We start from the raw sequence: 23,366 nt of genomic DNA, 5'->3' as shown, positions 1-23,366 counted from the left end.
CTTAGGCCGACAGAAGCCGTTCAGCCGACGTTGTCTTTCCTACGAGCGTTTTGGTCCAAAGCAGACCGTCGCACCACACATGCTCGACGCGTCCCCATTGGCAGGCGGCGGCGGCATCCGGGAAGAATCCTCGTCCGTTCAGGTTGGCACTCGTATTGCAAAGCAGTGGAATGCCCGTGAGCTGCTCAAATTCGACGAGGAGCTCTGCGATTTTGTGCGGAGAGTTGCGGGCGACCGTCTGCAGCCGCGCGGAGCCATCCAGATGGACGACGGCGGGGACCTTATCGCGCCATTCCGCCCGGGTCTCGTGATCGAACAGCATATAAGGATCTGGCGTGCCGGGGCTGAAGATCTCTGGCGCCCGATCCTCCAGGCAAATCGGCGCTACCGGCCGGAAGTGCTCGCGACGCTTGATGTCGTTGAGATGATCTTTCATTGTCGCCGACGTCGCTGCCGCAAGAATGCTTCTGCCACCCAATGCGCGCGGCCCAAGCTCGGCGCGTCCCGAGAGAAATATCACGGGCTTGTTGTCGGCGAGTATGGCCGCGAGTTCTCGTAGACTGCACGGCGCAGCCTCCCATTCCGACTGAATCTCGCCGGTCTGTAGCGCCGGGCCGCTGTAGACTGACCATTCGAGTGGCCCGAACCCATTTTTCGCTGCCATCGCACCGCAGGCAGCGCCGATCGCCGAGCCGCTGTCATTTGGAAACGGCGGCACCCAGACCTCATCGAACAATCCCGTCGCGCGAAGCGCACTATTCCACTTGATATTGAGCCCACACCCCCCGGCGACACACAGGTTTCTCGCGCCCGGAAGCGACGAGTGCCGCAGCAGAACCATCGCGATTTCCCGGACAAGAAGACGCTCCAGGAACACATGAAACGACGCCAGAACGTCCTCCGCACGCTTGCCCGTCACGCGCGGCGCGCTCGCCTCAAAAAATTCGTGCACAGCCGCAAGCGACGCCTCCGCATTATTGATATCGGCGCGATAGCGACGCGCCTGCTCCGTGTCGGCCGCGAAGCGCTTTTCGTAAAGGTCCTGAAACACCGTCACGATGGATTCGTCGACAGAGCCAAGCGCGATATAGGCCATCAGCTTGCCGGCGATGCCCAAGTCCCAATTGGTGCGGTTCGGCTGCCTGTAAGGCCCGAAATGAAGGCCAGCGGCAGCATAAGCATGACCGATCATCGGAAACAGGCACGCGATGAGCCGCGCACCGCGCGGCTCGACATAGTAGAGACGTGGAAAAATACAGCCATCCCACACCAGACAAAACGCGGGTTTTCCGGCGCCGGCAAAGGGGCTGGTGCTATAAGCCGACGCGACGTGGCCCGTCACGTGGGGGTAACTCTTATAGGGAAATACCTTGCCACCGAGGATCAGGCCGTAGCCGTCGACGGAATCAAGAAGGCCCTCGGCACGCCGCTCGACATATGGCGCCCCTTTCAGCGCGATCGGAACCGCCCCACTCAGGACCTGGAATTGCGACTCAATCTCCCCATCCCAGCCATCGATGACGAACTGATCAATATCTCGAGGGTCAAGGCCGTGTTCGGCCAATGCGAGCACGACTGCATCGAGGTTATCGACGGATTGGTAGCGTGGGCTGTTGGCGCGCTTCTCTTGCTCGGTGCAAAAGACAAGCTGCCCGTCCTCGACGACGGCAATTGCGCCATCGTGTGTTAACTTAATGCCGCAGATGCGCATACGAACCCCTGACCTAATGACCCAAATTTGGTTGTTCTGACGAGTTAGTCGGCTTCCGGAACAGGACAAGCAAACAGTCTTCGTTGACCGACTCAGTGTAGCAATGCAGACGCTCGACCTCGATCAGACTCTCTTTGAAGAGAGCAATCACCGTTTCCGCGCCGGCAGCATGGCCCCAGCGTCGACACGTGGCATCACGTGCCGATCCGAACACCAGAGCGCCATTTGGTGCAAGCAGACCCGCCAGATTGCGGATGGCCGCGTGCATCTCGACGACGTCCTTGAGGTAGTAGAGAACCTCGGCTACGACGATCAGATCGAACCGCTCGGCAGTCGAGAACTGCTTAATGTCGCAGGTTCTCCACCTGATATGTGACCATCTCTTGGTCCGTTGCCGCGCCCGCTCAATCGCCTGTGGCATGACATCCACCACGGTGAGCTGTTGGCAGTGGGGCGCCAGCATTTCGGTGAATGCGCCGGCGGCACATCCGACCTCGAGTGCATGAGCAACATCCCCGTTGCAACGCGAGATCCGGAGCATTTGCACATAGCGCTCCTGCTCGAACGAATTGCTATCGAGACGCCATGGATCGTCGACAGCCAACTCGCGTTCCAGTAGCTGGTAGTTGTTGTTGTCCGGCGTCATGGGCCTTCAACCTACTTGTAGGCGCTCGATCGATCGTGACCGCAAATCTCGATCGCGGCCACACTCGATGGAAGGTGCGGACGCTCGGACTTGCGAATTGCACCGGAACTCGCCCCGCTTCTTGCAGCGCCTATTGCGGCGGTCGTGTGCGGGACCGCAGCCTTCTTCTCTGCTTCGCTTGTCACGATGACCTTGCGCGACAGCCAGTCGCTATTGCTCAATGTACAGAGCGCATAGGCCTTCAGCGGCAGCAAAAGAAAGATGTTGATGGGTGTGTGGAGCGAGAAGCCGAGAAACCGCATATCGCGAGCACGGAATGCCGCCACGCTGCAACGGACCATCGTCATTGCTGCAATCGTCAGTACTGTCCACCAGGCCACTGACCCCGCGATGACAAACTGTGTGAGTGCAGCCAGCGACGACACGGCGAGAAGCAAGGGGCCGAGATTTTGTCCGACGACATCTAGCGTCAGATAGCCATCGAGCTCGGGGAGCAGACGCAATGCCAGAAACGTGTCCCGAAAGGTACTGCGGGCCCAACGAAGTTGCTGTCGCAGATATGGCCCAAGGCTGTCGGGCACCACGGTAGCCGCGATCGCGTCGGGAACATACTCGGTTCGAAATCCAGCCTTGAGCATGAGGATCGTTAGATGACGATCCTCGCCGAAATCGCTTGGCTTTCCACGGAAGAATTGCGTTTCGTATTGATCAAGCAGCATCGCGAGCGCCGAGCGCCGATACATGGCACATGGGCCACAGCAGCACATCACCGCACCGAATCGAGCTTGGGCCGCCCGCTCCTCGTTGCAGGCCAGCCAGTATTCCATATCGATCAGCTCGGTCAGCCAGGTTTCGTTGCGATTGCTGGCCACCAATTGGCCCATGGCCGCGCCGACTTCGGGGTGCTGCATCTTCAATACAAGCTTCGTTACCACGTCAGGGGCAAGTATCGTATCCGAGTCGACGTTGAGCACCAGATCGCCGGAAGAGTTGCGTATCGCTGCAATCTGCGCCTTGCGCTTTCCGACGTTCTTGGCAAGCAAAATGACGCGAAACCTCGGATCGTTCGCATAGATTGCATGTACAGGCGCCACAAGGTCGCGATTTGCGGATCCGTCGTCGACCACGTGGACCTGCAGCATTCCAGCGTAGTCTTGGCTTGCAAGCGACGCGAGGCATTCAGAGAGTGTGTCTGGATCCTCGTTGAAACACGGCACGATGACATCTACGCTGGGCAGAGCCACCTCGGCTTGTCCTAGATCGTCGTGCAGCTGCGAGGTATTGGCCGGCTGAGCGTAAAGCGCTTGCGCGCTCTTGTAGACGGTCGAGAGCAGCGCATAAGACGAAACGGCGACAGCGCTGGTTGTAGCGAGCAGGTCCATTGGGTGCCAATTTTTTCAGTGAAGTTGAGGAAGCGGATGGATTTCGAATCCGCGCAGCTGGAGTGCCGGAATCAGATATGACAGCGCCCTCACCGTCTGATCGCGCGATGTGGCATCCGTGCACGATATCGCCTCATCCGGAGGATATCCGTCGTGCAGGAGCACAATTGCACCCGGGCGAACGGCCGCCATCACTGAGTTCACGATGCTATCGACCCCGGGGCGCGACCAATCTCTTGGATCGACCGACCAATGCACAGCTGCGAGCCCTGCCTTGGCTGACGTAGCAAGCACGTCTTCGGTCCATATGCCGTAGGGGGCCCGCATGTGCCTGGGCAACGCCTGCGGACATGCCAATCGAATGGCCCTGCTCGCCGTGAGCACCTCATTGTGTACCTCCGCCGGTTCGCATCTGGACAGATCCGGATGCGTCATCGTGTGGTTTGCAACTTCGTGCCCTTCGGCGATCATTCGCCGAATGAGTTCAGGCTGGTCGGCCGCGTACGTGCCGATAACGAAGAACGTCGCCGGCACCCGATGATGGGTCAGCAAATCGAGGACGTATGGCGTGCAGAATGGGTTGGGCCCATCGTCGAAGGTCAAGTAGACCGAGCGACTTCCGTTGACGCCACCGTAGTCGCACCGCGCAGCAGATTGGCGGATGAGTTCGTTCACAGCTCGGGCCCGTTCCGATCGATAACCGTTCCAGCCGGCCACTCGTCGATTGAGCGTCCAACCGGGAACACCACCACGAGCACGTCTTCGACGCGGATCGGCGACAAATTGGGGTAGACATCTGGCTGGGTGGAACGGACACGAACGCCAGACATGAGGGTTGCTAATCCCTGCCTTCCGACCAGCCTGGTAAAATGCTTCTCAAGCGCGGGCCGGACCGTGCCAAAACCGAATGGCACCCCTAACTCATGCAGCACAGGATACATCACGCGCATCGAGTGGCTGATTCCAAGCCCCTCAAGATCGGGACGCACGGCATATAGTCCAAGTTCGGCCACGAGAAGGTCGATGCCATCTATCTTGATGAAGCGGCGTAGTAGACCGACATGAGCCGCAACGCCGCGCGCGTCGTGACCGATGATCCGGACTTCAGGCCTTGCACCGGCCCAACTCCGATTGCCTTCGAACGGCTGCGCATTGAACGCACCGGTCGGCCCGTAACTCTTACGGAAGAAGTCGGCAAGCTCGGTATGATCGGCGAGCTGCAGCTCGTTTTCCCAGCGGCGGCTCCACTGCACTTGAGTGCGCGCGGAAGGCGCTTCGGCAGTCCTGGATGCGGCAATATTCATGGCGGACTTCCCTGCGCCAGTGGCGGTGAGAGCGGAGAGCTCATCGATGGCGCGCCCAGCTGGCGCCAGATCAAGTTCGGTCCTATGCATCTTCGACACGCCTTGTACTGCGATGGATAGGCGCGCCATTTGGTCAGCCGCCGCAACTATTTGGCATCCGCAATCTGCGCACGCCGATTGGTCGCGACACTAAGGTGAGGCTGAGCGGGCCCTCAAGTGTACGCGGGTAAACCGCCGATATGGAAAGGGTTGGAACACACATACGAAGGTTTAGCGGGACCTGCCTGCGATCGCAGCGCGTGCTTGTCGCACAGGGAAACGGCGCAACTCGCATGTGGCAGCAACACCCACTGCTCACACCGATTCGGCGGCCACTCGCACGTCCAGGAGTTCTTCTTCGAGCTCGCGTGCGACCAGCAGCCATCGTGGTATGCCTAATTCATTTTCCAAACTGATGTTTGCTATCCAACATTCCGCAATTTGGTAAAATCGATTGTTTCGATAGAACACATCCATACGATGGATAGACTCACAAATGCGGTTCAAGGGACTTGATCTAAATCTTCTCGTTGCGCTCGATGCTCTAATGACCGAGCGCAACCTCACAGCGGCGGCGCGCAACATTAATCTGAGCCAGCCCGCTATGAGCGCCGCGATCGCGCGGCTGCGCAGCTACTTTCGCGATGAATTGTTTACGATGAGAGGTCGCGAGCTCGTCCCGACGCCCGGCGCTGAGGGGCTTGCAGGCCCCGTTCGCGAGGCCCTGCTGCACATCCAACTCTCGATCATCTCTCGTGAAGCGTTCGACCCGGCTCAGTCGAGCCGACGCTTCAGAGTCATTCTCTCTGATTTCATGACAATCGTGTTTTTTCGGAGGATTGTCGATCGTATCGCGCAGGAGGCGCCTACAGTGCGCTTCGAATTGCTGCCAGTTTCCGATGAGCCTGGTGAGTTGCTCCGCCGCGGCGAGGTCGACTTTCTCATTCTGCCGGAACTGTTCATGTCGAGTGCGCATCCGAAGGCGACGCTATTCGATGAGACCCTCGTGTGCGTGGGATGCCGCACGAACAAGCAGCTATCGCGGCCACTTACTTTCGAGAAATACAATTCTATGGGGCACGTTGCTGCCAAGTTCGGACGGGCGCTGAGGCCCAACCTCGAAGAATGGTTTTTGCTCGAGCACGGCTTGAAAAGACGGATCGAGGTCGTTGTGCAGGGCTTCAGCCTTATTCCGCCCATATTGCTGGATACGGGCCGTATAGGGACAATGCCGTTACGTCTTGCCAGACATTTCGAAAAGCGAATGCCCTTACGGATCGTGGAGCCACCGCTTCCCCTGCCTTCATTCACCGAGGCAGTGCAGTGGCCTGCATTCCACAATACCGATCCGGCGAGCATTTGGATGCGGCGGATCTTGCTGGAGGAGGCATCCAACATGGCATCTGGGCATCGGGAACCCACAGCGCGCAGGCGCGGCTAGCTTCGCCACAAGCCGCCCCCCGGCAGTAGAACAACCCCTACCCGATCATCGGCGGGCTGGCCGGCTGTCTCATTTCAGCGTCGCGTACAGCCACGCTGCAAAATGCGCGCGTGCGGCGGCAATGGACTGCCGGCTCGCGCACGTAATGATCTCGCAAAATGTTGTTTACTACGCCTGTCCTGCGGGCACGATCCGGCACCGTCGCGGAAGGACTCACGTCCTCGGATACAATGATATTTGATGGGGCCAATTTAACTGCTTGAATCCGACACTGCGTCAGGTTGTAGTTTCGTCTCCTGACTAACGCTGCGCTGGTGGACGTCGATGGGTCGCATCGGGCGAACTCACGAATATGCGCGATAGGCACGGCACTTCGGCTGGCAACTCGACCGGGCCGAGTTGCCAGTGTGGCCCAGGATCGACGGAGCTCGATCAGGTTGGCGCCCAACGGGTCCAGAGGTAGGTCGGAGCCCGGTCGCCCTGCCGGACATTCTGCGATGATCCGCGAGCTTTCTTTTCGCGATCGCGCCAGAGGAACGAAGTTGATTCGGGCGAGCCAGTGCTGCCGCTTCAGATGCAGCCATTGCCGCTCATTGTATGCACTGTAAAGACGATCGCGTCGGATAGTTGGATATGCGTTTCAAAGGCCTGGATCTGAATCTTCTCGTTGCCCTCGATGCTCTTATGACTGAGCGCAGTCTTACCGCAGCAGCACGCAAGATCAACCTCAGCCAGCCGGCCATGAGCGCAGCCGTTGCTCGGCTGCGCTCCTACTTTCGCGATGAGATGTTTGCGATGAGGGGCCGGGAACTTGTCCCTACCGCACGCGCAGAAGGACTGGCGGGTCCCGTTCGCGAGGCTCTGATGCACATCCAACTGTCCATCATCGCTCGCGACGCGTTCAATCCGGCGCAATCGACGCGGCGATTCAGGATCGGTCTTTCTGACTTCATAACGGTCGTATTCTTCCGACATGTCGTAGAGCGCGTCGCACGAGAGGCACCCGCCGTCAGCTTCGAACTGGTGGCGCTCACGGATGAGCACGATGAGCTTCTTCGGCGTGGCGAGGTTGATTTTGTTATCCTGCCTGAACTATTCATGTCTAGCGCGCACCCACGGATAGCCCTGTTCGAGGATAGGCTGGTGTGTGTGGGCTGCAGCACGAACGGGCAGCTGCAGCGACGGCTTACATTTGATCGATATATGTCAATGAGCCACGTTGCGGTTAAGGTCGGAGTTGCGCGCAAACCTCCCATCGAGGAGTGCTTTTTGCTCGATCGCGGCCTCAACCGGCGCATCGACGTTCTCGTGCAGAACTACGGCATGATTCCGCCCATGCTGGAGGGCACGAGCCGCATAGGGACCATGCCATTCAGGCTCGTTAAGCATTTCGAAAGGATGGTGCCTCTTCGGATTGCCGAGCTTCCGCAGTCATTCCCCTCCTTCACCGAGGCGGTCCAATGGCCAGTCCTTCACAATAGCGATCCGGAGAGCATCTGGATGCGAGAGATATTGTTGCAGGAGGCGGCACGCATGACATCTGTACCTGACGAGTGCTCCATGATCTCCGCTTCGGGACAAGCGGATACTGACAGAAGCTTGGCGAGAGCTGCCTCGCGTCCATCGTAAGGACCCTTTGCAGGCTACGCGAATCTCCGCCTGCATGTTTCGGCAGCTGAATTTTAGACTACTCTACCGACGCTCATTCTTTGCTCATGAACGTCCCGCGGCTTCGCTGCCTCAGCCGCCAACACGACGCTGTTGTGAGACTCTCACCTGAGGATCGCCATCGACATGCGGGCGACGGCTCAAGCCGCCTGTCGCGTGGTTTTAGAGGGCCGCGCATCAGAGACGAAGCAACACACGGCTGATGCTCACTTGAGCCAGGCCCTACACAACACTGCCTCGCCCAGCAGCCATATATAGATGAGTAAGATCAGCTCGGAGCTCGCCGTCCACTCTCAGAGCTAGTAGGGCTCCTCACGGCCGCAGCCGATTCGCTTTCGCCGAGCCGCACAGCCCTCACACCGATCCGTTACGGAGGTGGCGGGACTCGCTCGTGCGATTCTGCAGAACACCGCGCACCTGTGTTGCCTTGTCGCATCACCTTAAAGTGCATCGCACCTTCATCGCTTTGCGTCGCCAGTCTGACTTCTTTTGGCCCTACCGCGGCCAAACGTCTTGACGACGTGCGCTGCCTTGGCGCAATGACAACAAGGAGCTGATCGTTGGAACAGTACAGAGGCGTATTCGATCCGGAAGAACTTTCTGTCTTAGGAAGCCTCTTTGACGGCGCAATCACCGCGTTACCGCCATCGATGCGAACTTCTGAAAATCGCACAGCCGTTGCCAAACTCATCTTGGAGCGTGCAGAGATCGGCGAGTCTGGACTGGCACGCCTGATGAACTTGTTGATCACCATTTCCCCTCAGGGTTGATCGCCAGCCATTCTGAGGATAGTCACCATCTCTTACGCTGGAATAGAAGACGATCCAGCTAGAGCTTTGAAATAGCTTGAATCACACGTGACGTCAGGTTGTAGGCTTTGAAATTGAACAACATGAGCAAAGCTACACCACGTAGGCGTCGATGGCGCATTGGCGAACTTGCAGAGGCGACCGGAGTGACGGTACGCACGCTGCATCATTATGAGCATACGGGACTCTTAGCCGCATCAGAACGCACTGACGGCGGTCACCGGATGTACGATCGCGAAAGCGTTCAACGGGTTCATCAGATTCGAGCGCTACGTGAGCTTGGCTTCTCCCTCCACGAAATCCGGAAGGCTATGGAGGGCACGACTTCACTGATTGATCTCCTACGCAAACATTTGGAGCGGATCGAACTTCAAGTCGCTCGAGCAACCCTGTTGCGAGATCGTTTACGTGACATGACCACGGACAGTGAGATCCAGGTGAGTGTAGACGAGCTGCCTGCCACCTTGGTAGCCATGTCTCGGGTTGAGACGCGTAACCAAACCTCGCGATGCACCTGTAAGCTGGTCGCCGAGCGCGACGAGCGGTGGCGGCGGATTCGCGACGAGCTGCGCGATTGTATGGATAGAGGCGAACATCCCTGTGGTGAGCGAGCAAAGGCTGTCGCAGTTGCAGCGCGGTTGCTAATCGGCGAAATCGCCGGAGCTGATTCACGCGTTTCGACGATCCTCAAGGTCCTTGCGCGGTTGAGCGCCCCGCGCAGTCTGGCGGGTTGGGATCCCAGTCTCATGCAGTATCTCGATCTCGCCCTTGCCGGCTTGGAAGATCAGCCGTACTGACGGCATGGCCCAGGCACGCGCGGAATTGTCCCTTGGTCTTGGCCATCTAGATGAGAGCCGTTGACGCCTCGTACACCAGCTCGAGGCGCGACGGCCGAGTGCGTGGCTCAACCGAACAGATCTTCCCGCCTGGCCCCCCCGAGCCTCCCGCCGCCGCCATGGTCAGACGCATCCTCAAAAAGCGCTTGAACCGCACGTAACGTCACATTGTAAGCTCTGGTTGCGGTGTGGCCGAGCTGACGTGCACGAGTTCGCTCAGCAACCGCATCGACGTCCGGAGACAAGTCGGACCGCCAACGCAGGCGGCTCACTTCAGGTGAACATTGGAGCTCTACAATGTTGGGTAGGCGCCACGCTTTGGCTGCAAGTGCAGCGCTGCTTTTCAGCGCTCTTGCCTCGACCACGCGCGCCTCCGACGTCAATATTGCGGTGGCTGGTCCGATGAGCGGAAGCAGCGCTGCGTTTGGCGCACAAATGCGCGATGGCACGGCTGCCGCCGTCGAGGCATTGAACGCATCGGGCCAACTTCCAGATAGCAAGCTGATATTGACTGTCGTCGACGACGCATGTGACCCCAAGCAAGCCGTCGCAGTGGCGAACAAGCTTTCAGCAGAGCGCGTGCGGCTGGTCGTTGGTCATTTTTGTTCTTCTTCGTCGATTCCAGCCTCCGACGTCTACGACGAAGCGGGCATTCTTCAAATGTCACCTGGTTCGACAAATCCTAGGCTGACGGAGCGTGGTCTTAAGACGGTATTTCGGATCTGCGGCCGCGACGACCAACAGGGCCTCGTTGCAGCAGAGTACATTCGCAAAAACTACCATAACGAGACAATCGCAGTGCTCGATGACAAGAGCACGGCAGGCAAGGGCATTGCCGACGTGGTCGCGGCACAGCTTCAGAGGTCAGGTGAGACCGTCATTCGACAAAGCTATGTGGCGGGTGAAAAGGACTATGCTGCGCTGGTCTCGAGGATGAAGAACGGGGGGGTGCGGGTCGTCTATATCGGCGGATATCATACCGAAGTTGGACTGATCGTACGCCAAGCGTCAGAAGCGGGTGCGGGCCTCACCATCATGGCGAACGATCCGCTGATGACCTCTGAATTCTGGGCCATTACCAGCAGTGCCGGAAATGGCACGTTGTTCACCTTCATGGACGACCCCACCAAGAATGCCAACGCGGCCGGCATCACGGCCAGACTTAAAGCTGCCAACCTCTCCGCCGAGGGCTACACGCTTTACGCCTATGCAGCCGTCCAAGCATGGGCAGAGGGGGTGAAGCGGGCCGGCTCGTTCGATGCTCGACGGGTCGCCGACGCCCTTCGTTCGCGCCCGACCGATACCGCAGTCGGCCCAGTTCTGTTTGATTCCAAGGGAGACAACGCGGCTCCTGGGTTTCGCGTTTACCGGTGGCGCGACGGGCATGTCGAAGCTGTTGAGCAGAACTGATCGGGGCGATGCGTAGCCTCCCACAATTCACCCGAGGACACAGATGATGAGACACCCTGACGACCTTAGTGCAGCGATACTCGGGTGCTCTCTTATACTCGCGGCCTTCGGAGCATTTTTTGCGCTCGCTGCGGCTCTCGCACAGCTGCCTGACGTCGATCCGCAGGCAGATGAGTTACGACAGATGATAGACAAATAGTACCCGTGCCAACCTTCAGCGTTGCTACTCGACCTTGCCAAGCTAGTCTCGATCAGTTCGATGCTTGCCCCCTTTGGTTCGCCGGATCTTTCTCAAATAATCCTTCCATGCCTTCTGCAGCGGCTAGGCGAATGGCGGTTCAGTCACAGAACTTAGCCATGAAATTCGATTTGCAGCGACAATTTGCGCGATTGAGCGCACATGCTGACAAATGCACTTGCGCGCTCCAAACTATGGCCATTGCCGGGCCGTGCGAAACACCGCGAACTGCGCACAAGACGACCAATTGGCGTTCCAGCCAACCCACTCTCCACGCGACGCGCGCCAAACTTGTCTTCAATGAGAACTCATTGTCGCTATCCGCCGGCTTAGTCGAAGGCTTGTTGCTACCCTTGCACAGCAATGCTGTTCTGCAAGGAAAGGATCTACCTGGGGGCGAGCCGCCGCCAAGCCGCCCGGCGCCACGTACAAATCGGCGCTATTTACACGATACAGAATATTTTCAACGTCGGTGTGATCCGCCAAGCTATCGGTGTCTGCATCTTTGGGCTCCGCTTTGCCAAGGACAACCTTCGGCCTATCCGGCCTGAAAGACGGGAAGTTGCAGCAGACTTCATTGAGCTCGAACCTTCTGGAGTACCTTCCGACCCAGGTTTCGCCCTGGCGCGCGGCAGATGACCTCTTATTGGGCATTTGCTCCAGCTGGCGAGCAACTCTTGCCGCAACAAGGGCGGACAGATGAAGCGATCAAGATTCACCGAAGAGCAGATTATCGCGATATTGAAGGAGCATGAGGCTGGTGCGAAGGCGGCCGACGTAGCTCGCAGGCACAGGACCTCTGAAGCGGAGATCTACAATTGGAAAGCCAAGTTTGGCGGCATGGACATTTCTGCGGCCAAGCGATTGAACGCCCTGGAAGAGGAGAACGCGAAGCTAAAGATGCTACTGGTCGAGCACATGCTCGGTGTGGCGGCGCTCCGCGAGCTTCTGCCAAAGTAGTGATCAGGACTGCAGATCCTCATGGGACCCAATCACCTCGTGCTAGCCCAGCCACCATACCCCAATGAGCGGATCAAGAGCAGTCAAATACCGGGCAAGCCGTCTTTGAGCGCCGCGGCACCAGGCAACCCAGGACTCCTGGTCCAAAAACGGAGATGATCAAGTGAAAAGCAGCCCTCCTTCAAAACTAACGTGCGGAATCTTTGACCATTTGGACGACGACGGCCGCGATGTCGCGCGACAATACGAAGATCGCCTCAAATTGGCGGAGGTGTGCGATTCCCTGGGCTTCTACGCGTATCATCTGGCCGAGCACCATTGCACACCACATGCTAGAGGGCCGTCACCAAATCTTTTTTTATCTAGCGTCGCGCAGCGCACTCAGAGACTGCGCGTTGGGCCGCTGGTCCTGTTGCTCAATCTCTATCATCCCTTGCGCGCATTCGAAGAGATCTGCATGCTTGACCAATTGAGCGGCGGCAGACTTGAGCTCGGCATCGGACGCGGTTCGCTGCCGACTGAATGGGGCTATTTCGGCGTCAGCGCGGACGCGGCGCCAGAGCGTTATGAGGAGGCCAGCGAAATCCTGAATGCCGCGCTGAAGGGGCACACGCTATCCTATCACGGACGCTTCTTTGAGCTGAGCGAAATACCTTTGACCATGAGGCCTCATCAGCATCCACATCCGCCGACCTGGATCACGAGCAATCGGACGGAGTCGGCAGAGTGGGCTGCTGCAAATGGCGCCAATCTGGCGTGCCTGGGCCGCTCCTCAGCGGTCCGAAACATTACGGATGCGTTCCGCTCCCAGCGGGCGCGCATTGCGCCAACGGACGATCGGGAGCCGTTTCTTGGTTTGCTCCGCATGGTCGTGATCGCGCAGTCTGACCGAGATGCCCATGTAGCGGCGGAATTGGCTTACCAGCGATGGCTGGAGAGCTTCAAGTTCGTTTACGAGCTGAACGCCATTCCGACGCCACCCACCCTACCGCTGACCTTCGATGCAGCGCTCGATAGCGAATTATGCGTCGTCGGAACGCCAGCTTCCGTCCGACGACTCCTTCTTAGCCAGATGGAGGAGGCAGGTGCCAACTACCTACTTTGCCAGCTTGCCTTCGGGAACCTTCCGTTGGAAGCTTCTCTATACACCGCAACCACAATCAGATCTGAAATCATCGCTGGCTTTGGCTGACAATCACTATCCGATCTTGCCACCTCAAAGGAGCTGCGCGACGACGTTTATCTATGATCGGCCGTCCTGCAGAACGGGCGAATTCAGATCTCCTGCCTTACTCAGCAGGAGGTCCGCAGACCCATGAGGACACGGTCGCATCGATCACCCGCCATGGCGGCCGGTCTGCCGGTGTCGCCGAGGTGACGTGAACTGGCTTGGAGAACGGCGGCATGACAAGCCGGCTCGATTCGCATGCGGTTGGCATTGTGCGTCATCGAAGAACAGATCCGCCACGATCGAGTATGCTATCCGCCGGTTGGATGCGTCCCATCAAAACTTTCGATTTTACCGGTTTTAACCAAATGTCCCATAGTCGATCGCAGATTTCCGGAAAACATCCTTCGCGAACCACGTGTGACAATGGAACCATTTTGCTTTGAGCATGGTTGCAGGGCAACTCCACCCGCCCGTGTCTGCCCCAACGATCCCTCCCTAGCCCGCAAACCCCGGCACGCGCCGCCCACGTTTGGTTGGATGGCAGATCGCAACGTCACGCGGGCAATCTACCGCTTAGTCGCTAACCTAATTGTCATCATGCTAAAGGCGCCCGAGAAGATCAGCTCTCACGAACTCTTATTGGCTAGGGTCCATGCGTGCGCCGGCTAGAATTCCAATAGGCGACCTGCTCTCGCAGCCAAGGCGAACCGGACCTATCGCCTCGACCCTCCTGCCCGCGCGATCAACCTGGCGCTGTGACGGCTCGCAGACGATACAGGGCCGTCAGCGATCTGACTGCCGGATTTGCAAGGCATATTTTCTCAGGCCACGACGAAGCACGGCAGTCGATGTGTGTGGCAGGACCGGCCACACAGTATCACTGCGCGCTCCCCTAAGTCGTCGTCGTGGGGGATCCTTACTGGGCTCGCCGGCTCAGTGCTGCTCGTCGCCGGCAACCCTCACTCGCGTCCTGCAAACTTGTACCGTGGTCATGTCATTTTATGCACCGCCCTCGACCGACTGCAGCAGGGTACAGCTTTCTGCAGCCGCAACTCGTTCTAGCCATGCGCCTGCAGCCCCGCTAACGGGACAAACGACGCATTCTCTTTACTCTGCCTAGCGCGCTTTTCATTACTCTGGAGCAACACCATGGAACTTGATCCTTCCAATTCACGCATAGAAGACCTGACGCACCGCATCGACCTGCAACTTGACATCGTGGCCGCCCTCGTCGGCGAGGACGGTAACGGGTTCGAGGCGGTCAGACTGCTCAATGCACACACAAACGAAATGATAAATGCGGAGCTAGCGCTCGGTCAGCTCGCCGATGCGAGGGCCAGCGGCTGCAATGGCGACGGGCAGGCGGCGCGGATACTCCGAGACCGCGGCGTCTATCATCCAGAAGACCTCCAAATTTTGGGACGCCTTTTCGATCAAGCGGTGGCGGCCTTACCTGAGGCTCTGCGCACCCCTGCCAACCAGTTGAAGATCGCCACCCTGATTCTCTCCCGTGCAGCGGAGTGAGATTCTATTTCGAGTTTTCCGTCGGTTGACGGCGCGATCAGGGTCTGATCAGAGTTGGGGCACGGCGTGCTGCGGTTTAACGTACCCAGCACCGCAGCAAGCCTCAGATTGAATTTACGTATCGTCGCGCGGAGCGCGTCGCCTCCACTGCTTTTTCCGTTTGCCACCGGATTCGAACCGATCCCGTCGCACTAAGCGATCTTGCGCGGGAGAGGACCCGTTTGCCCCTCGATCTCAACTGGGCTTTTCCTGTATCAAGTACTTCATGGCTATGTATTCTGTATGCCGCAGCCAACCCGACGGCGGATAGCGAATGAACGCAACGCATGTGGTGACGTGCGGGCAAGGCCTTCTCGTCCGATCGAGTGTTTGACGCTTGGCTCAATGGTTTGGCACTCACTTTGCGGCGGCATTGACCCTTACCCCACGATCTACACTCCACGACGTCTTGCAGGGCGACACGAACCAGATCATCACAATTGCCCTGCACCTCGTCACCACTTCTCTACTGCATTCCACAAGACGCACACTTCAAACCATCGGTTACGCGCAGGGATTGAACAGCAGAACGACGGCCACGCCGCCGACATATGTCACAAAGCGAACAAATCCTGTCCGGAATGCGTCCCGCACTTAGAAGATGACATCGTACAAAACGGGTAATGTACCAAACGGACAGCACTTGGCTTCGACCCTTCTTAGCTCGAGGTTGCGCATGCGGTGAACGGTCTTTCCTCAGCTTCGACTGTAGCGTCGTTTGGTCCGGACCGATTTTCTGATTTCTTCGAGCCACTACTGACAGCAGGCAATGCGGTAATCAGCAGAGAAGCGCGCGACAACGCATACTTGCCGTCAAATGATTCAGAATCATTCGAATTGAAGCGCGCACCACCACGTTCGGTCATCCGCGCTTCAACAAGCATCTATATAAATTCGCTCGCAGCGCCGAGATCAGCTCGACACGGGCGAGCGCGCCTACGGATCCGACCTCTTGACAGCTGGATAGATCACGGGCGCTCGGTGTTTTGAACAAATTACTTCTTTGTATTCAGGATATCGCAGGAGTTTGAGATGGCTCAGATATCATCCGAGCAAGTGCAGGCGCCAGAGGTTCTCGTAAGCACCGCATTTGATAAGGCGTGGCGCTTTGTCGAGAAAGATCCGCTCCTGGCGCACAATCACAAGGCAGTGCTTCATAGTCGCTTGCGAGCCTCCCTGGAGTGCTCGATAAGAAACGGTGAACGGAATGCCTTGCATCTGGCAAACGAGGCGATACGCAACTTGCGCGCAGAATTGGCATTTTCGACCAAACAGTAGGGTAGCTCCCACCACTATAGGAACGATGGGCTACGTGACAGCTCTCCCTCATCGAAGCGCCATGTGAGCAATCTCAATATATCGTGGTCGAAGTCCTCCTCCAGACCATTCTGCTTCGCTGAACCGCGCCCTCGACTAAAGCTGCCGGTACAAAGCTCCTGACGCTACGATACCAGTCAGCCGGGCCATGATCGTAGACCGCCGACAGCAAGATGAGTTCGTCGTCCCCGGGAATGCTTTATCAGCAGGACCTAAATTTCGACGAAATGCTTGAACAGCGATCCGCCTGTAAGTTGTGTGCAGCTTGCGCTTCGAAGCTGAGTGATGCGGATTAGGCACGTCAGACGGGCGGCATCGCATCGCAGGCCATCATCAGCAGAAGGGAGACGCTGGGCGATTCGTGGCTTTCAGTTCATTCAGCACTGCTTGGTCCGCAAATGCCTTCTCGCTGTTTGCGCCTCACCGATCGGAGCATCCTGGTCAGGTCTACGCACTACGACGGTTGCACGCCAAAATCAACAATCTGACGCGGCGTTCGATTTAACTCATTTCTTCCGAAACAATGTGGTGCTGCAGTTACAGCAATTCGCGATGATCTTGTTAAGACGCATCGCGCCGGGCGGCATCAAAAGGAACGACACTCGAATGAAGAATTTGCTGGTTCTGACTGCAAGCATCGGCGCACTCACTGCGGCCGCTCCCGCATTCAGCGCGGATTTCGCCGCGCAGCCCGTCAACATCAAGGCGGCACCGCAGCCGGTCGTAGCCACAATCAACGACTGGACCGGCTACTATATCGGTATCAATGGCGGCTGGGGATCGAGCCACAATTGCTGGGACTTCAACGGCATCACTCCCGAGGGTTGCCATAATTCGACTGGTGCTACCGTTGGCGGCCAGATCGGCTATCGCTGGCAGATCTTCAAAACGGTCTACGGCATTGAAGGTCAAGGCAACTGGGCTGACTTCAGCGGCTCCAATGTCAGCACCGCCTTCCCGGCAGACATCATTGGCACCAAGACAGATGCTTTCGGCTTGATGACCGGCCATGTCGGCTATGCGTTCGACCCCGTGCTGCTCTACGTCAAGGGCGGTGCTGCAGTGACCAGCAACACTTATCACGTCAACTCAGTGGCTACTGCGACCGAAATTGCCAGAAACAACGATGTGCGTTGGGGTGGCGCCCTCGGTGCCGGGATCGAAGTCAGCCTCACTCCGAGTTGGTCGGCTGGCGTCGAGTATGACCATTTGTTCATGCAAGGCAGCAACGTAACCTTTCCAACAGCGGTAGGCGGTGATCGCGTCCACCAGGACATCGATCTCGTCACAGCGCGGCTCAATTACAAATTCGGCCCGGCGTTTGGTCGATAGCAACCTCCACGCGCTTGCGGTAAATCGTGAGCCCCGACCGTCGGTCGGGGTTCTTTCTTCAAGCGCTCGTGTCACATCCGCCGATACCTCGCGATGTCCGACTCGAGCAGTCCGAGCCAGATCATCGGCCGGATGGCCCCTGGTTACTGGAACTCCGGGCCTGGCGGTCCAAGTCACGATCCGACACTTCGATGGTTATCGAGCTTCATAATCTGACGCTGGGTCTTAGCGTCGTGCGTGCAATTCCGATAAATATTGTCCAGCTTTAGACTTGCCGGAAGCTGCGACAACAATTCTGATAGCCGCCGGTGCTTGCTCAAACGAGTTGGGATTTCAAAGAACATTGAGGCGTATTGCCAGAACGATCGCTTGGATCCGGCTAGTGGCGCCAAGCTTTCGCATCGCATTCTTGATATGAAAATTGACTGTATTCTCGCTGATTTCCAGGATCATCCCGATTTCCCATGACGATTTTCCTTCCGCCACCCATCGCATGCAGCTGATCTCCCGCTGCGACAGTGCCACTTTTTTATCACCGCCATCGTTGCAGGGACGTGCGATCTCACCATACGCGGTGTGAAAGTGCCAGGCCAATGCATTGAGATGACCGATGCGATCCTGAGGATCAGCGTCGTCCGACGGAGATGCAAACGACACTACAGATACTCGGCCTAGCGGCCCAAACAACGGCACGCTCATGCCATGCTTCAGGCCCGCCTCTCTGGCTTCGTCCAGTACGCGTCTCTCGTCAGGTTGAAGTCGATAGTGGTCGGCCAGTTGATCCCATAAAAACGGCCTAGAAAGCATTGGCGTCCGCCGGACCACCGGATCGATGGTGTGGTACTTGCGTTTGAAGTACCGGTCGCACCAGTCTGACGGCCATTTCACGGCCACGGTCGGGGGTGGATACTCCGCCAGGCGAAGGGGCTCGACGAAGTTGAGGGCGCCGTAGGCAACTTCACTGAAGCCCTCCTCCGTGGCGCAGCTGACAAGTAGCTCGAATAGCGCTCTGAGCGAATGCGTCTGTTTTGCGCATTCAGTAAAGCTAAACAGGTCCATAGCGGGCGGCTCAGGACGACTATCCCGGTCGGTGTCGCGGCTTCCAATTGCGCTTGTTTCAGGTAGAGCCAAGTTCAATTCCATGCCCTGAATTCCTGGGTTTGCTCTTTGTAAAGTCTGGAGCGCATGCTGCCGAAGGAGTCATCCCGAATTCGATGCCCTACACCAACTGCGATGACGTGATCGTCCCCCGCCAAACAGCTAAGGTGCGGCCTATCCTTCGTTCGAGGCCGAACTGCACGACGCTCACCGTAGCGTTCACCTCATTCAATATGATCTACCCGGCTCGCAGGCGACGCGCTGCCGAGATTGAAGATCGCGGCGGGGACGGCCATGTTGATGGTCTGCGTTCGCGAGGCACAATTGACCTACTGATGCCGCCAGGGACGGAAAGTAAGAGCTCTGGTTTGGCGGGCGTGCGCGCGCTACGGCTTGAAGTCGGTCAGGCGGCTCTCCTAACGATTCAGTCGGCGGTACGAGCCACCCAGGCCGGCCCGCTGCGACATCAGCATAGATCCGATTCGATTGTGCAAGAGCGATGTCCAGCTCAAGTGAGGCTTCGCTGCCGCTTGAGCGCGAGCTCGGGCAGACCCTAGATGCTGAACTTCGCGAGCCAGGTGAGCTAGAGCACGCAACCCCGCTCGCGGGTGCTCGCTTCGACCTGCGTGGCGTCCCCGTCGATGCACTGCTCGCCGACGCAGAAGACAACGGCATCATTTTTCCTCCCCGTCTTGCGAGTCGGCATCGCTTTTCCTTGGCTGGTCCTTCGCCTGTCCACAACGTCGAGGGTTCGGGCGATGAGCAACACGCAGCAGCCGTCGCAAAAGGAAATTTGCTAGCATCAGCCGACGGCCTCTGAGAGGCTTGGTCGCGTAGGGTCGGCGCGAATAGATCGAAGGGACAAATAGCAACCGCGTCAGGGGCGCAACGGGAGATACGCGAAGCCACAAGAGCTGCTTGACGCAGCGGACACTTTGCATGCGCATCTCCAAAGGCGGGAGAGGACCTGGTGTGGGACCAGCAAGTGCCATACCAACATTTGGTTTTCAGAAACCGGCCGCGGAATCAATGACTTGAAAGAGTGGGCAGCTCTCCTTATCGCGCATTGAAGCAATCATGACATCGGGAGGACATCCGACAGACCATTTGCGCGAGCCCCGGCACCAGTTGACCTCATCAAGGAAAATATAGCTCGCACGGCAGCCGCTCCGAGACGCTCTTGGCTTCAACCCGTCAATACGCTCAGCCCAGCGTCAACATTCTGGTGGAAAACACGGCGAGTGGCCGATCAGAGATGACGAAAAAGCAGGTCAGATGACGACCTGGCAGGTGCAGCGGCTCGGAATGCAACGGTTGACGTCAAGAACGACCGAGAGCATAGCCCGTCCGACGAGGCCTTGTCCGTCGACCGGAAACTACCAAGGTCTCGCGCTACCCAGTCAACTACAAGGCTTAACGATTGATTGAGACGATCGCCACATGGCAATCGTGACTGGCTATAGGTCCGGTCGCGCGCACTCCAACTAAAACTCGGTTGCAAAGCAAACGTCCCGACAGGAAAAACAATTGCGCCTCGCCCTGGCGGGGCTGTCGCAACCAAGGCGAAGAGCTTCGCCGAGAATCGGTGAGATGTTTTCTCTGCTTCTGGCGATCATCTCACTGCTCTATACGACCGTTGGTCAGGCGGGGGGTACTGCATTCCTGGCGCTGATGGCTTTTGCTGGTCTGCCATCGACAGAGATGCGCCCAACGGCGCTTGGTCTCAACATTGTGGTCGCGACATATTCTACGTGGGTTTTCAACCGCAACAAAGTAGTTGACTGGATAATGCTGCGTCCGCTTCTGCTTTCATCGATGCCAACGGCGCTTGTCGGGGGTCTCGTGGTGCTCGGGGAACACATTTACAAGACGCTGACCGGGTTTGTCCTTCTTCTGGCAGGCGTCGTGATGATCGTTCGGCACGGACGCACCGCCGAACGCGGTTGCGAAACTCGGCTCTGGGGAACCTTGAGCATTGGAGCAGTCATCGGCCTCGTTTCCGGGCTGACAGGCGTAGGCGGCGGAGCGTTTCTCGCCCCGACGCTCATCGCACTGAATTGGGCATCACCTAAGCAGACCGCCGCGCTGTCGCCGCCTTTTATCCTGGCTAACTCCGCTCTCGGCTTCGCCGGAGTTCTTTTCACCGGCCAATTTCCGGCGCCGGATTTCGGGCTTTATGCAATCGCCGTACTGGCGGGTGCCGCGGCAGGAACAGTTATCGGCCTGAAATGGATGAGCCAGACAACCGTAAGGTTCATCCTCGTGGCGGTTCTGCTCATCGCCGGCATCCAATTGGTGCGCGCTTGAAACTCTCACGTCTTAGTTTTCACACCGGTCAGGTCGAGATTCAACTGATGCAATTGCGCGGCTCTCTCGAAGAATCGATAGCCGCTAAAGCGATCGCAAAAAACAAACGAAATGAAAGTGCAGAAGCACAGCGCAAATATGTAGGACGTTGTCCAGGTGTGAGGAAGCCAGCCGGGCTCTCCTTCGCGGTCGCCGGCGCGCGAAACCGGGTTGTGGAGAGCCGCTTGTACTCGGCGACGGGACGCCTCCGAACCAAGGCGCCCCGACGCACTTGCCGGGCTTGGAAGTGCGCCGGGCCCGCCCCAACATCATCAGTACATCCGTGACGATGCTCGCGGCAATGAGACAACCAGCGTGGCGGAATTGAGGCCCATCCATTCTTTTTGCTGATTCCGCTCGATGTCGCCCACCATTCCGGAATGATCTCGCCCACCGTTCCGATTTGATGTCGCCCACCATTCCGAGATGATCTCGCCCACCATTCCGGGATGATGTCGCCCCGGGGTGACGAGGCCTCTTCTGGCTCCGATACGGTCCCGCCTTTCGGCTTTGCGAAGGGGGACCTGGATGCCGACGGAGAGGTTTGCGATGCGCCATGTGCGCGATGTGATCAGATTGAAGTCGGCCGGGATGCCGACCCGCGAGATTGCGCGGCGGGTGGGGACAGCCCCTTCGACGGTGCGGTTGACGATCCACCGGTTCGAGGCAGCGGGGCTGACCTGGCCATTGCCCGACGACATCACCGACGCTGCGCTGGAAGCCCGGCTGTTCGCCAGCGCGGGAGCCGGTCCCGGCACCCGGCGGGGCCATCGCCGGCAGGCCGAGCCGGACTGGGCGGCGGTACACCGCGAACTCCGGCGCAAGCATGTGACGCTGTCGATCCTGTGGGACGAGTACATCGCGGGCGAACCCGGCGGGTATCGTTATTCGCGGTTCTGCGAGCTCTACCGCGCCTGGGAAGGCCGCCTGTCGGTGACGATGCGCCAGTCGCATACGGCCGGCGACAAGCTGTTCGTCGACTATGCCGGCGACGGCGTGCCGGTGGTAATCGACCGGTTCACCGGCGAGCGACGCGCCGCGCAGATCTTCGTCGCGGTGCTCGGCGCATCGAGCTTCACCTACGCGCAGGCGACTTGGACGCAGGGGCTCGCCGACTGGATCAGCGGCCACGTCGGCGCCTTCGAGGCGATCGGCGGCGTGCCGGCGCTGCTGGTGCCGGACAATACCAAGGTCGCAGTGATCAAGGCCTGCCTCTACGACCCGCAGATCAACCGCAGCTACGCCGACATGGCGGCGCATTACGGCACCGCCATTCTGCCGGCCAGGCCGCGACGGCCACGGGACAAGGCGAAGGTCGAACAGGCGGTCCTCATGGTCGAGCGCTGGCTGCTCGGGCGGCTGCGCCACCGCACCTTCCACAGCCTCGCCGAGGTCAACGCAGCGATCACCGAGCTAATGACCCGGCTCAACGAGGAGCGGCCGATCCGGCGGCTCGGCGTGACCCGCCGCAAGCTATTGGAGGAGATCGACCGGCCGGCGCTCAAGGACTTGCCGGAGAGCCCCTACGTGTTCGCCGAGTGGCGGATCTGCCGGGTCAGCATCGACTATCACGTCGAGGTCGAGGCGCATTACTACAGCGTCCCGCATCGCTTCGTCCGCGCCGAGGTCGAGGTGCGCTTCACCGCCCGCACCGTCGAGATTTTCCACAAGGGCGAGCGGATCGCCGCGCATCAGCGCATGAGCGGCAACCACAAGCACACCACCGTGCCGGAACACATGGCGTCCAGTCATCGGCGCTACGCCGGCTGGACCATCGAGCGCATTCGCAAGGAGGCCGCCACGATCGGGCCGGCCACCGCGGCGCTGTGCGACCTGATCCTCGATGAGCGGGCGCACCCGGAGCAGGGCTTCCGCGCTTGCCTCGGCATCATCCGGCTCGGCCAATCCTACGGGCAAGAGCGGCTCGATGCTGCCGCCATGCGGGCGATCGACATCGGCGCGCGCACCTACGGCTCGGTCAAATCGATCCTTGCCAACAACCTCGATCGGCGTCCTTCACCCAAGCGCCCCGCGGACAACGCGCCGGTCCTTCATCCCAACATCCGCGGGCCACGCTACTACAACTAGGAGATCA

At 58.7% G+C, this 23,366-nt stretch carries 18 protein-coding genes and 1 pseudogene; 12 read left to right on the top strand and 7 right to left on the bottom strand.

Annotated features, from left to right (window positions below; translation table 11 throughout):
* Position 1: 1 nt before the first annotated feature.
* The 5 genes from nodU to ACVMB1_RS02200 are packed head-to-tail and all read right to left on the bottom strand — an operon-like array spanning position 2 to position 5,043.
* Complete coding sequence (gene nodU, locus ACVMB1_RS02220; RefSeq protein ID WP_069280014.1) at positions 2-1,711, bottom strand: nodulation protein NodU; 1,710 nt, start codon at positions 1,709-1,711, stop codon at positions 2-4.
* A 13-nt stretch (positions 1,712-1,724) separates the two neighbouring features.
* A complete protein-coding gene (nodS, locus tag ACVMB1_RS02215) occupies positions 1,725-2,357 on the bottom strand; it encodes a nodulation methyltransferase NodS (RefSeq protein ID WP_069280015.1) in 633 nt (210 codons plus the stop codon).
* A gap of 11 nt (positions 2,358-2,368) precedes the next feature.
* Positions 2,369-3,739 carry a chitooligosaccharide synthase NodC gene (nodC, locus tag ACVMB1_RS02210; protein ID WP_081334889.1) on the bottom strand — a complete coding sequence of 457 codons (1,371 nt, stop codon included), beginning with the start codon at positions 3,737-3,739 and terminating at the stop codon, positions 2,369-2,371.
* Positions 3,740-3,754: 15 nt separating this feature from the next.
* The gene (gene nodB / locus ACVMB1_RS02205) at positions 3,755-4,414 is read right to left on the bottom strand and encodes a chitooligosaccharide deacetylase NodB (protein WP_069280016.1); all 660 of its coding nucleotides are present in this window, start codon (positions 4,412-4,414) and stop codon (positions 3,755-3,757) included.
* A complete protein-coding gene (locus ACVMB1_RS02200) occupies positions 4,411-5,043 on the bottom strand; it encodes a NodA family N-acyltransferase (protein WP_456814028.1) in 633 nt (210 codons plus the stop codon). The genes nodB and ACVMB1_RS02200 overlap by 4 nt, the downstream gene beginning before the upstream one ends.
* Positions 5,044-5,578: 535 nt before the next feature.
* On the opposite strand from ACVMB1_RS02200, the gene nodD1 reads away from it, so the two are divergent.
* The 8 genes and pseudogenes from nodD1 to ACVMB1_RS02160 all read left to right on the top strand — a co-directional run bounded on the left by nodD1 (position 5,579) and on the right by ACVMB1_RS02160 (position 15,139).
* Positions 5,579-6,523 carry a transcriptional regulator NodD1 gene (nodD1, locus tag ACVMB1_RS02195; protein WP_069280017.1) on the top strand — a complete coding sequence of 315 codons (945 nt, stop codon included), beginning with the start codon at positions 5,579-5,581 and terminating at the stop codon, positions 6,521-6,523.
* Positions 6,524-7,156: 633 nt separating this feature from the next.
* The gene (gene nodD2 / locus ACVMB1_RS02190; RefSeq protein WP_092083568.1) at positions 7,157-8,152 is read left to right on the top strand and encodes a transcriptional regulator NodD2; all 996 of its coding nucleotides are present in this window, start codon (positions 7,157-7,159) and stop codon (positions 8,150-8,152) included.
* A 599-nt stretch (positions 8,153-8,751) separates the two neighbouring features.
* A complete protein-coding gene (locus ACVMB1_RS02185) occupies positions 8,752-8,961 on the top strand; it encodes a hypothetical protein (protein WP_081334890.1) in 210 nt (69 codons plus the stop codon).
* A gap of 122 nt (positions 8,962-9,083) precedes the next feature.
* Positions 9,084-9,797: a MerR family transcriptional regulator gene (locus tag ACVMB1_RS02180; RefSeq protein WP_176731412.1), complete on the top strand. Its 714-nt coding sequence runs from the start codon at positions 9,084-9,086 to the stop codon at positions 9,795-9,797.
* Between the two features lie 336 nt (positions 9,798-10,133).
* The gene (locus ACVMB1_RS02175; protein WP_456814027.1) at positions 10,134-11,246 is read left to right on the top strand and encodes a branched-chain amino acid ABC transporter substrate-binding protein; all 1,113 of its coding nucleotides are present in this window, start codon (positions 10,134-10,136) and stop codon (positions 11,244-11,246) included.
* 937 nt (positions 11,247-12,183) lie between these two features.
* A pseudogene (locus ACVMB1_RS02170) lies at positions 12,184-12,441 on the top strand (transposase); the annotation flags it as partial.
* A 166-nt stretch (positions 12,442-12,607) separates the two neighbouring features.
* Positions 12,608-13,636 (top strand): LLM class flavin-dependent oxidoreductase, encoded by a 1,029-nt coding sequence (locus ACVMB1_RS02165; RefSeq protein ID WP_057021389.1) that lies wholly within the window; start codon positions 12,608-12,610, stop codon positions 13,634-13,636.
* A gap of 1,128 nt (positions 13,637-14,764) precedes the next feature.
* Positions 14,765-15,139: a NolY gene (locus ACVMB1_RS02160; protein ID WP_069280023.1), complete on the top strand. Its 375-nt coding sequence runs from the start codon at positions 14,765-14,767 to the stop codon at positions 15,137-15,139.
* A 698-nt stretch (positions 15,140-15,837) separates the two neighbouring features.
* Here the strand turns inward: ACVMB1_RS02160 and ACVMB1_RS02155 are convergent.
* Entirely contained in the window at positions 15,838-16,062 is a 225-nt protein-coding gene (locus tag ACVMB1_RS02155) for a hypothetical protein (protein WP_253587760.1), read from the bottom strand.
* Positions 16,063-16,210: 148 nt separating this feature from the next.
* On the opposite strand from ACVMB1_RS02155, the gene ACVMB1_RS02150 reads away from it, so the two are divergent.
* A complete protein-coding gene (locus tag ACVMB1_RS02150) occupies positions 16,211-16,456 on the top strand; it encodes a hypothetical protein (RefSeq protein WP_081334891.1) in 246 nt (81 codons plus the stop codon).
* 645 nt (positions 16,457-17,101) lie between these two features.
* Positions 17,102-17,827: an outer membrane protein gene (locus ACVMB1_RS02145; protein ID WP_069280024.1), complete on the top strand. Its 726-nt coding sequence runs from the start codon at positions 17,102-17,104 to the stop codon at positions 17,825-17,827.
* A gap of 333 nt (positions 17,828-18,160) precedes the next feature.
* Here the strand turns inward: ACVMB1_RS02145 and ACVMB1_RS02140 are convergent, their stop codons facing one another.
* Positions 18,161-18,886, bottom strand: coding sequence for a helix-turn-helix transcriptional regulator (locus tag ACVMB1_RS02140; RefSeq protein ID WP_069280042.1), 726 nt, complete (start codon positions 18,884-18,886; stop codon positions 18,161-18,163).
* A 1,629-nt stretch (positions 18,887-20,515) separates the two neighbouring features.
* On the opposite strand from ACVMB1_RS02140, the gene ACVMB1_RS02135 reads away from it, so the two are divergent.
* Entirely contained in the window at positions 20,516-21,232 is a 717-nt protein-coding gene (locus ACVMB1_RS02135; protein WP_253603415.1) for a sulfite exporter TauE/SafE family protein, read from the top strand.
* Positions 21,233-21,820: 588 nt separating this feature from the next.
* A complete protein-coding gene (gene istA / locus ACVMB1_RS02130; RefSeq protein WP_083715045.1) occupies positions 21,821-23,359 on the top strand; it encodes an IS21 family transposase in 1,539 nt (512 codons plus the stop codon).
* Positions 23,360-23,366 lie beyond the last annotated feature (7 nt).

This window comes from Bradyrhizobium sp. USDA 4504 (assembly GCF_054063995.1).
This window is presented reverse-complemented; position numbering and strand designations above follow the sequence as displayed.

Bases quoted from the DNA above. Each gene is read 5' to 3' on its own strand.
- nodU (WP_069280014.1), bottom strand. From the start codon at position 1,711: ATGCGCATCTGCGGCATTAAGTTAACACACGATGGCGCAATTGCCGTC.
- nodS (WP_069280015.1), bottom strand. From the start codon at position 2,357: ATGACGCCGGACAACAACAACTACCAGCTACTGGAACGCGAGTTGGCT.
- nodC (WP_081334889.1), bottom strand. From the start codon at position 3,739: ATGGACCTGCTCGCTACAACCAGCGCTGTCGCCGTTTCGTCTTATGCG.
- ACVMB1_RS02200 (WP_456814028.1), bottom strand. From the start codon at position 5,043: ATGAATATTGCCGCATCCAGGACTGCCGAAGCGCCTTCCGCGCGCACT.
- nodD1 (WP_069280017.1), top strand. From the start codon at position 5,579: ATGCGGTTCAAGGGACTTGATCTAAATCTTCTCGTTGCGCTCGATGCT.
- nodD2 (WP_092083568.1), top strand. From the start codon at position 7,157: ATGCGTTTCAAAGGCCTGGATCTGAATCTTCTCGTTGCCCTCGATGCT.
- ACVMB1_RS02180 (WP_176731412.1), top strand. From the start codon at position 9,084: ATGAGCAAAGCTACACCACGTAGGCGTCGATGGCGCATTGGCGAACTT.
- ACVMB1_RS02175 (WP_456814027.1), top strand. From the start codon at position 10,134: ATGTTGGGTAGGCGCCACGCTTTGGCTGCAAGTGCAGCGCTGCTTTTC.
- ACVMB1_RS02160 (WP_069280023.1), top strand. From the start codon at position 14,765: ATGGAACTTGATCCTTCCAATTCACGCATAGAAGACCTGACGCACCGC.
- ACVMB1_RS02155 (WP_253587760.1), bottom strand. From the start codon at position 16,062: ATGCTTGTTGAAGCGCGGATGACCGAACGTGGTGGTGCGCGCTTCAAT.
- ACVMB1_RS02150 (WP_081334891.1), top strand. From the start codon at position 16,211: ATGGCTCAGATATCATCCGAGCAAGTGCAGGCGCCAGAGGTTCTCGTA.
- ACVMB1_RS02145 (WP_069280024.1), top strand. From the start codon at position 17,102: ATGAAGAATTTGCTGGTTCTGACTGCAAGCATCGGCGCACTCACTGCG.
- ACVMB1_RS02140 (WP_069280042.1), bottom strand. From the start codon at position 18,886: ATGGACCTGTTTAGCTTTACTGAATGCGCAAAACAGACGCATTCGCTC.
- ACVMB1_RS02135 (WP_253603415.1), top strand. From the start codon at position 20,516: ATGTTTTCTCTGCTTCTGGCGATCATCTCACTGCTCTATACGACCGTT.
- istA (WP_083715045.1), top strand. From the start codon at position 21,821: ATGCGCCATGTGCGCGATGTGATCAGATTGAAGTCGGCCGGGATGCCG.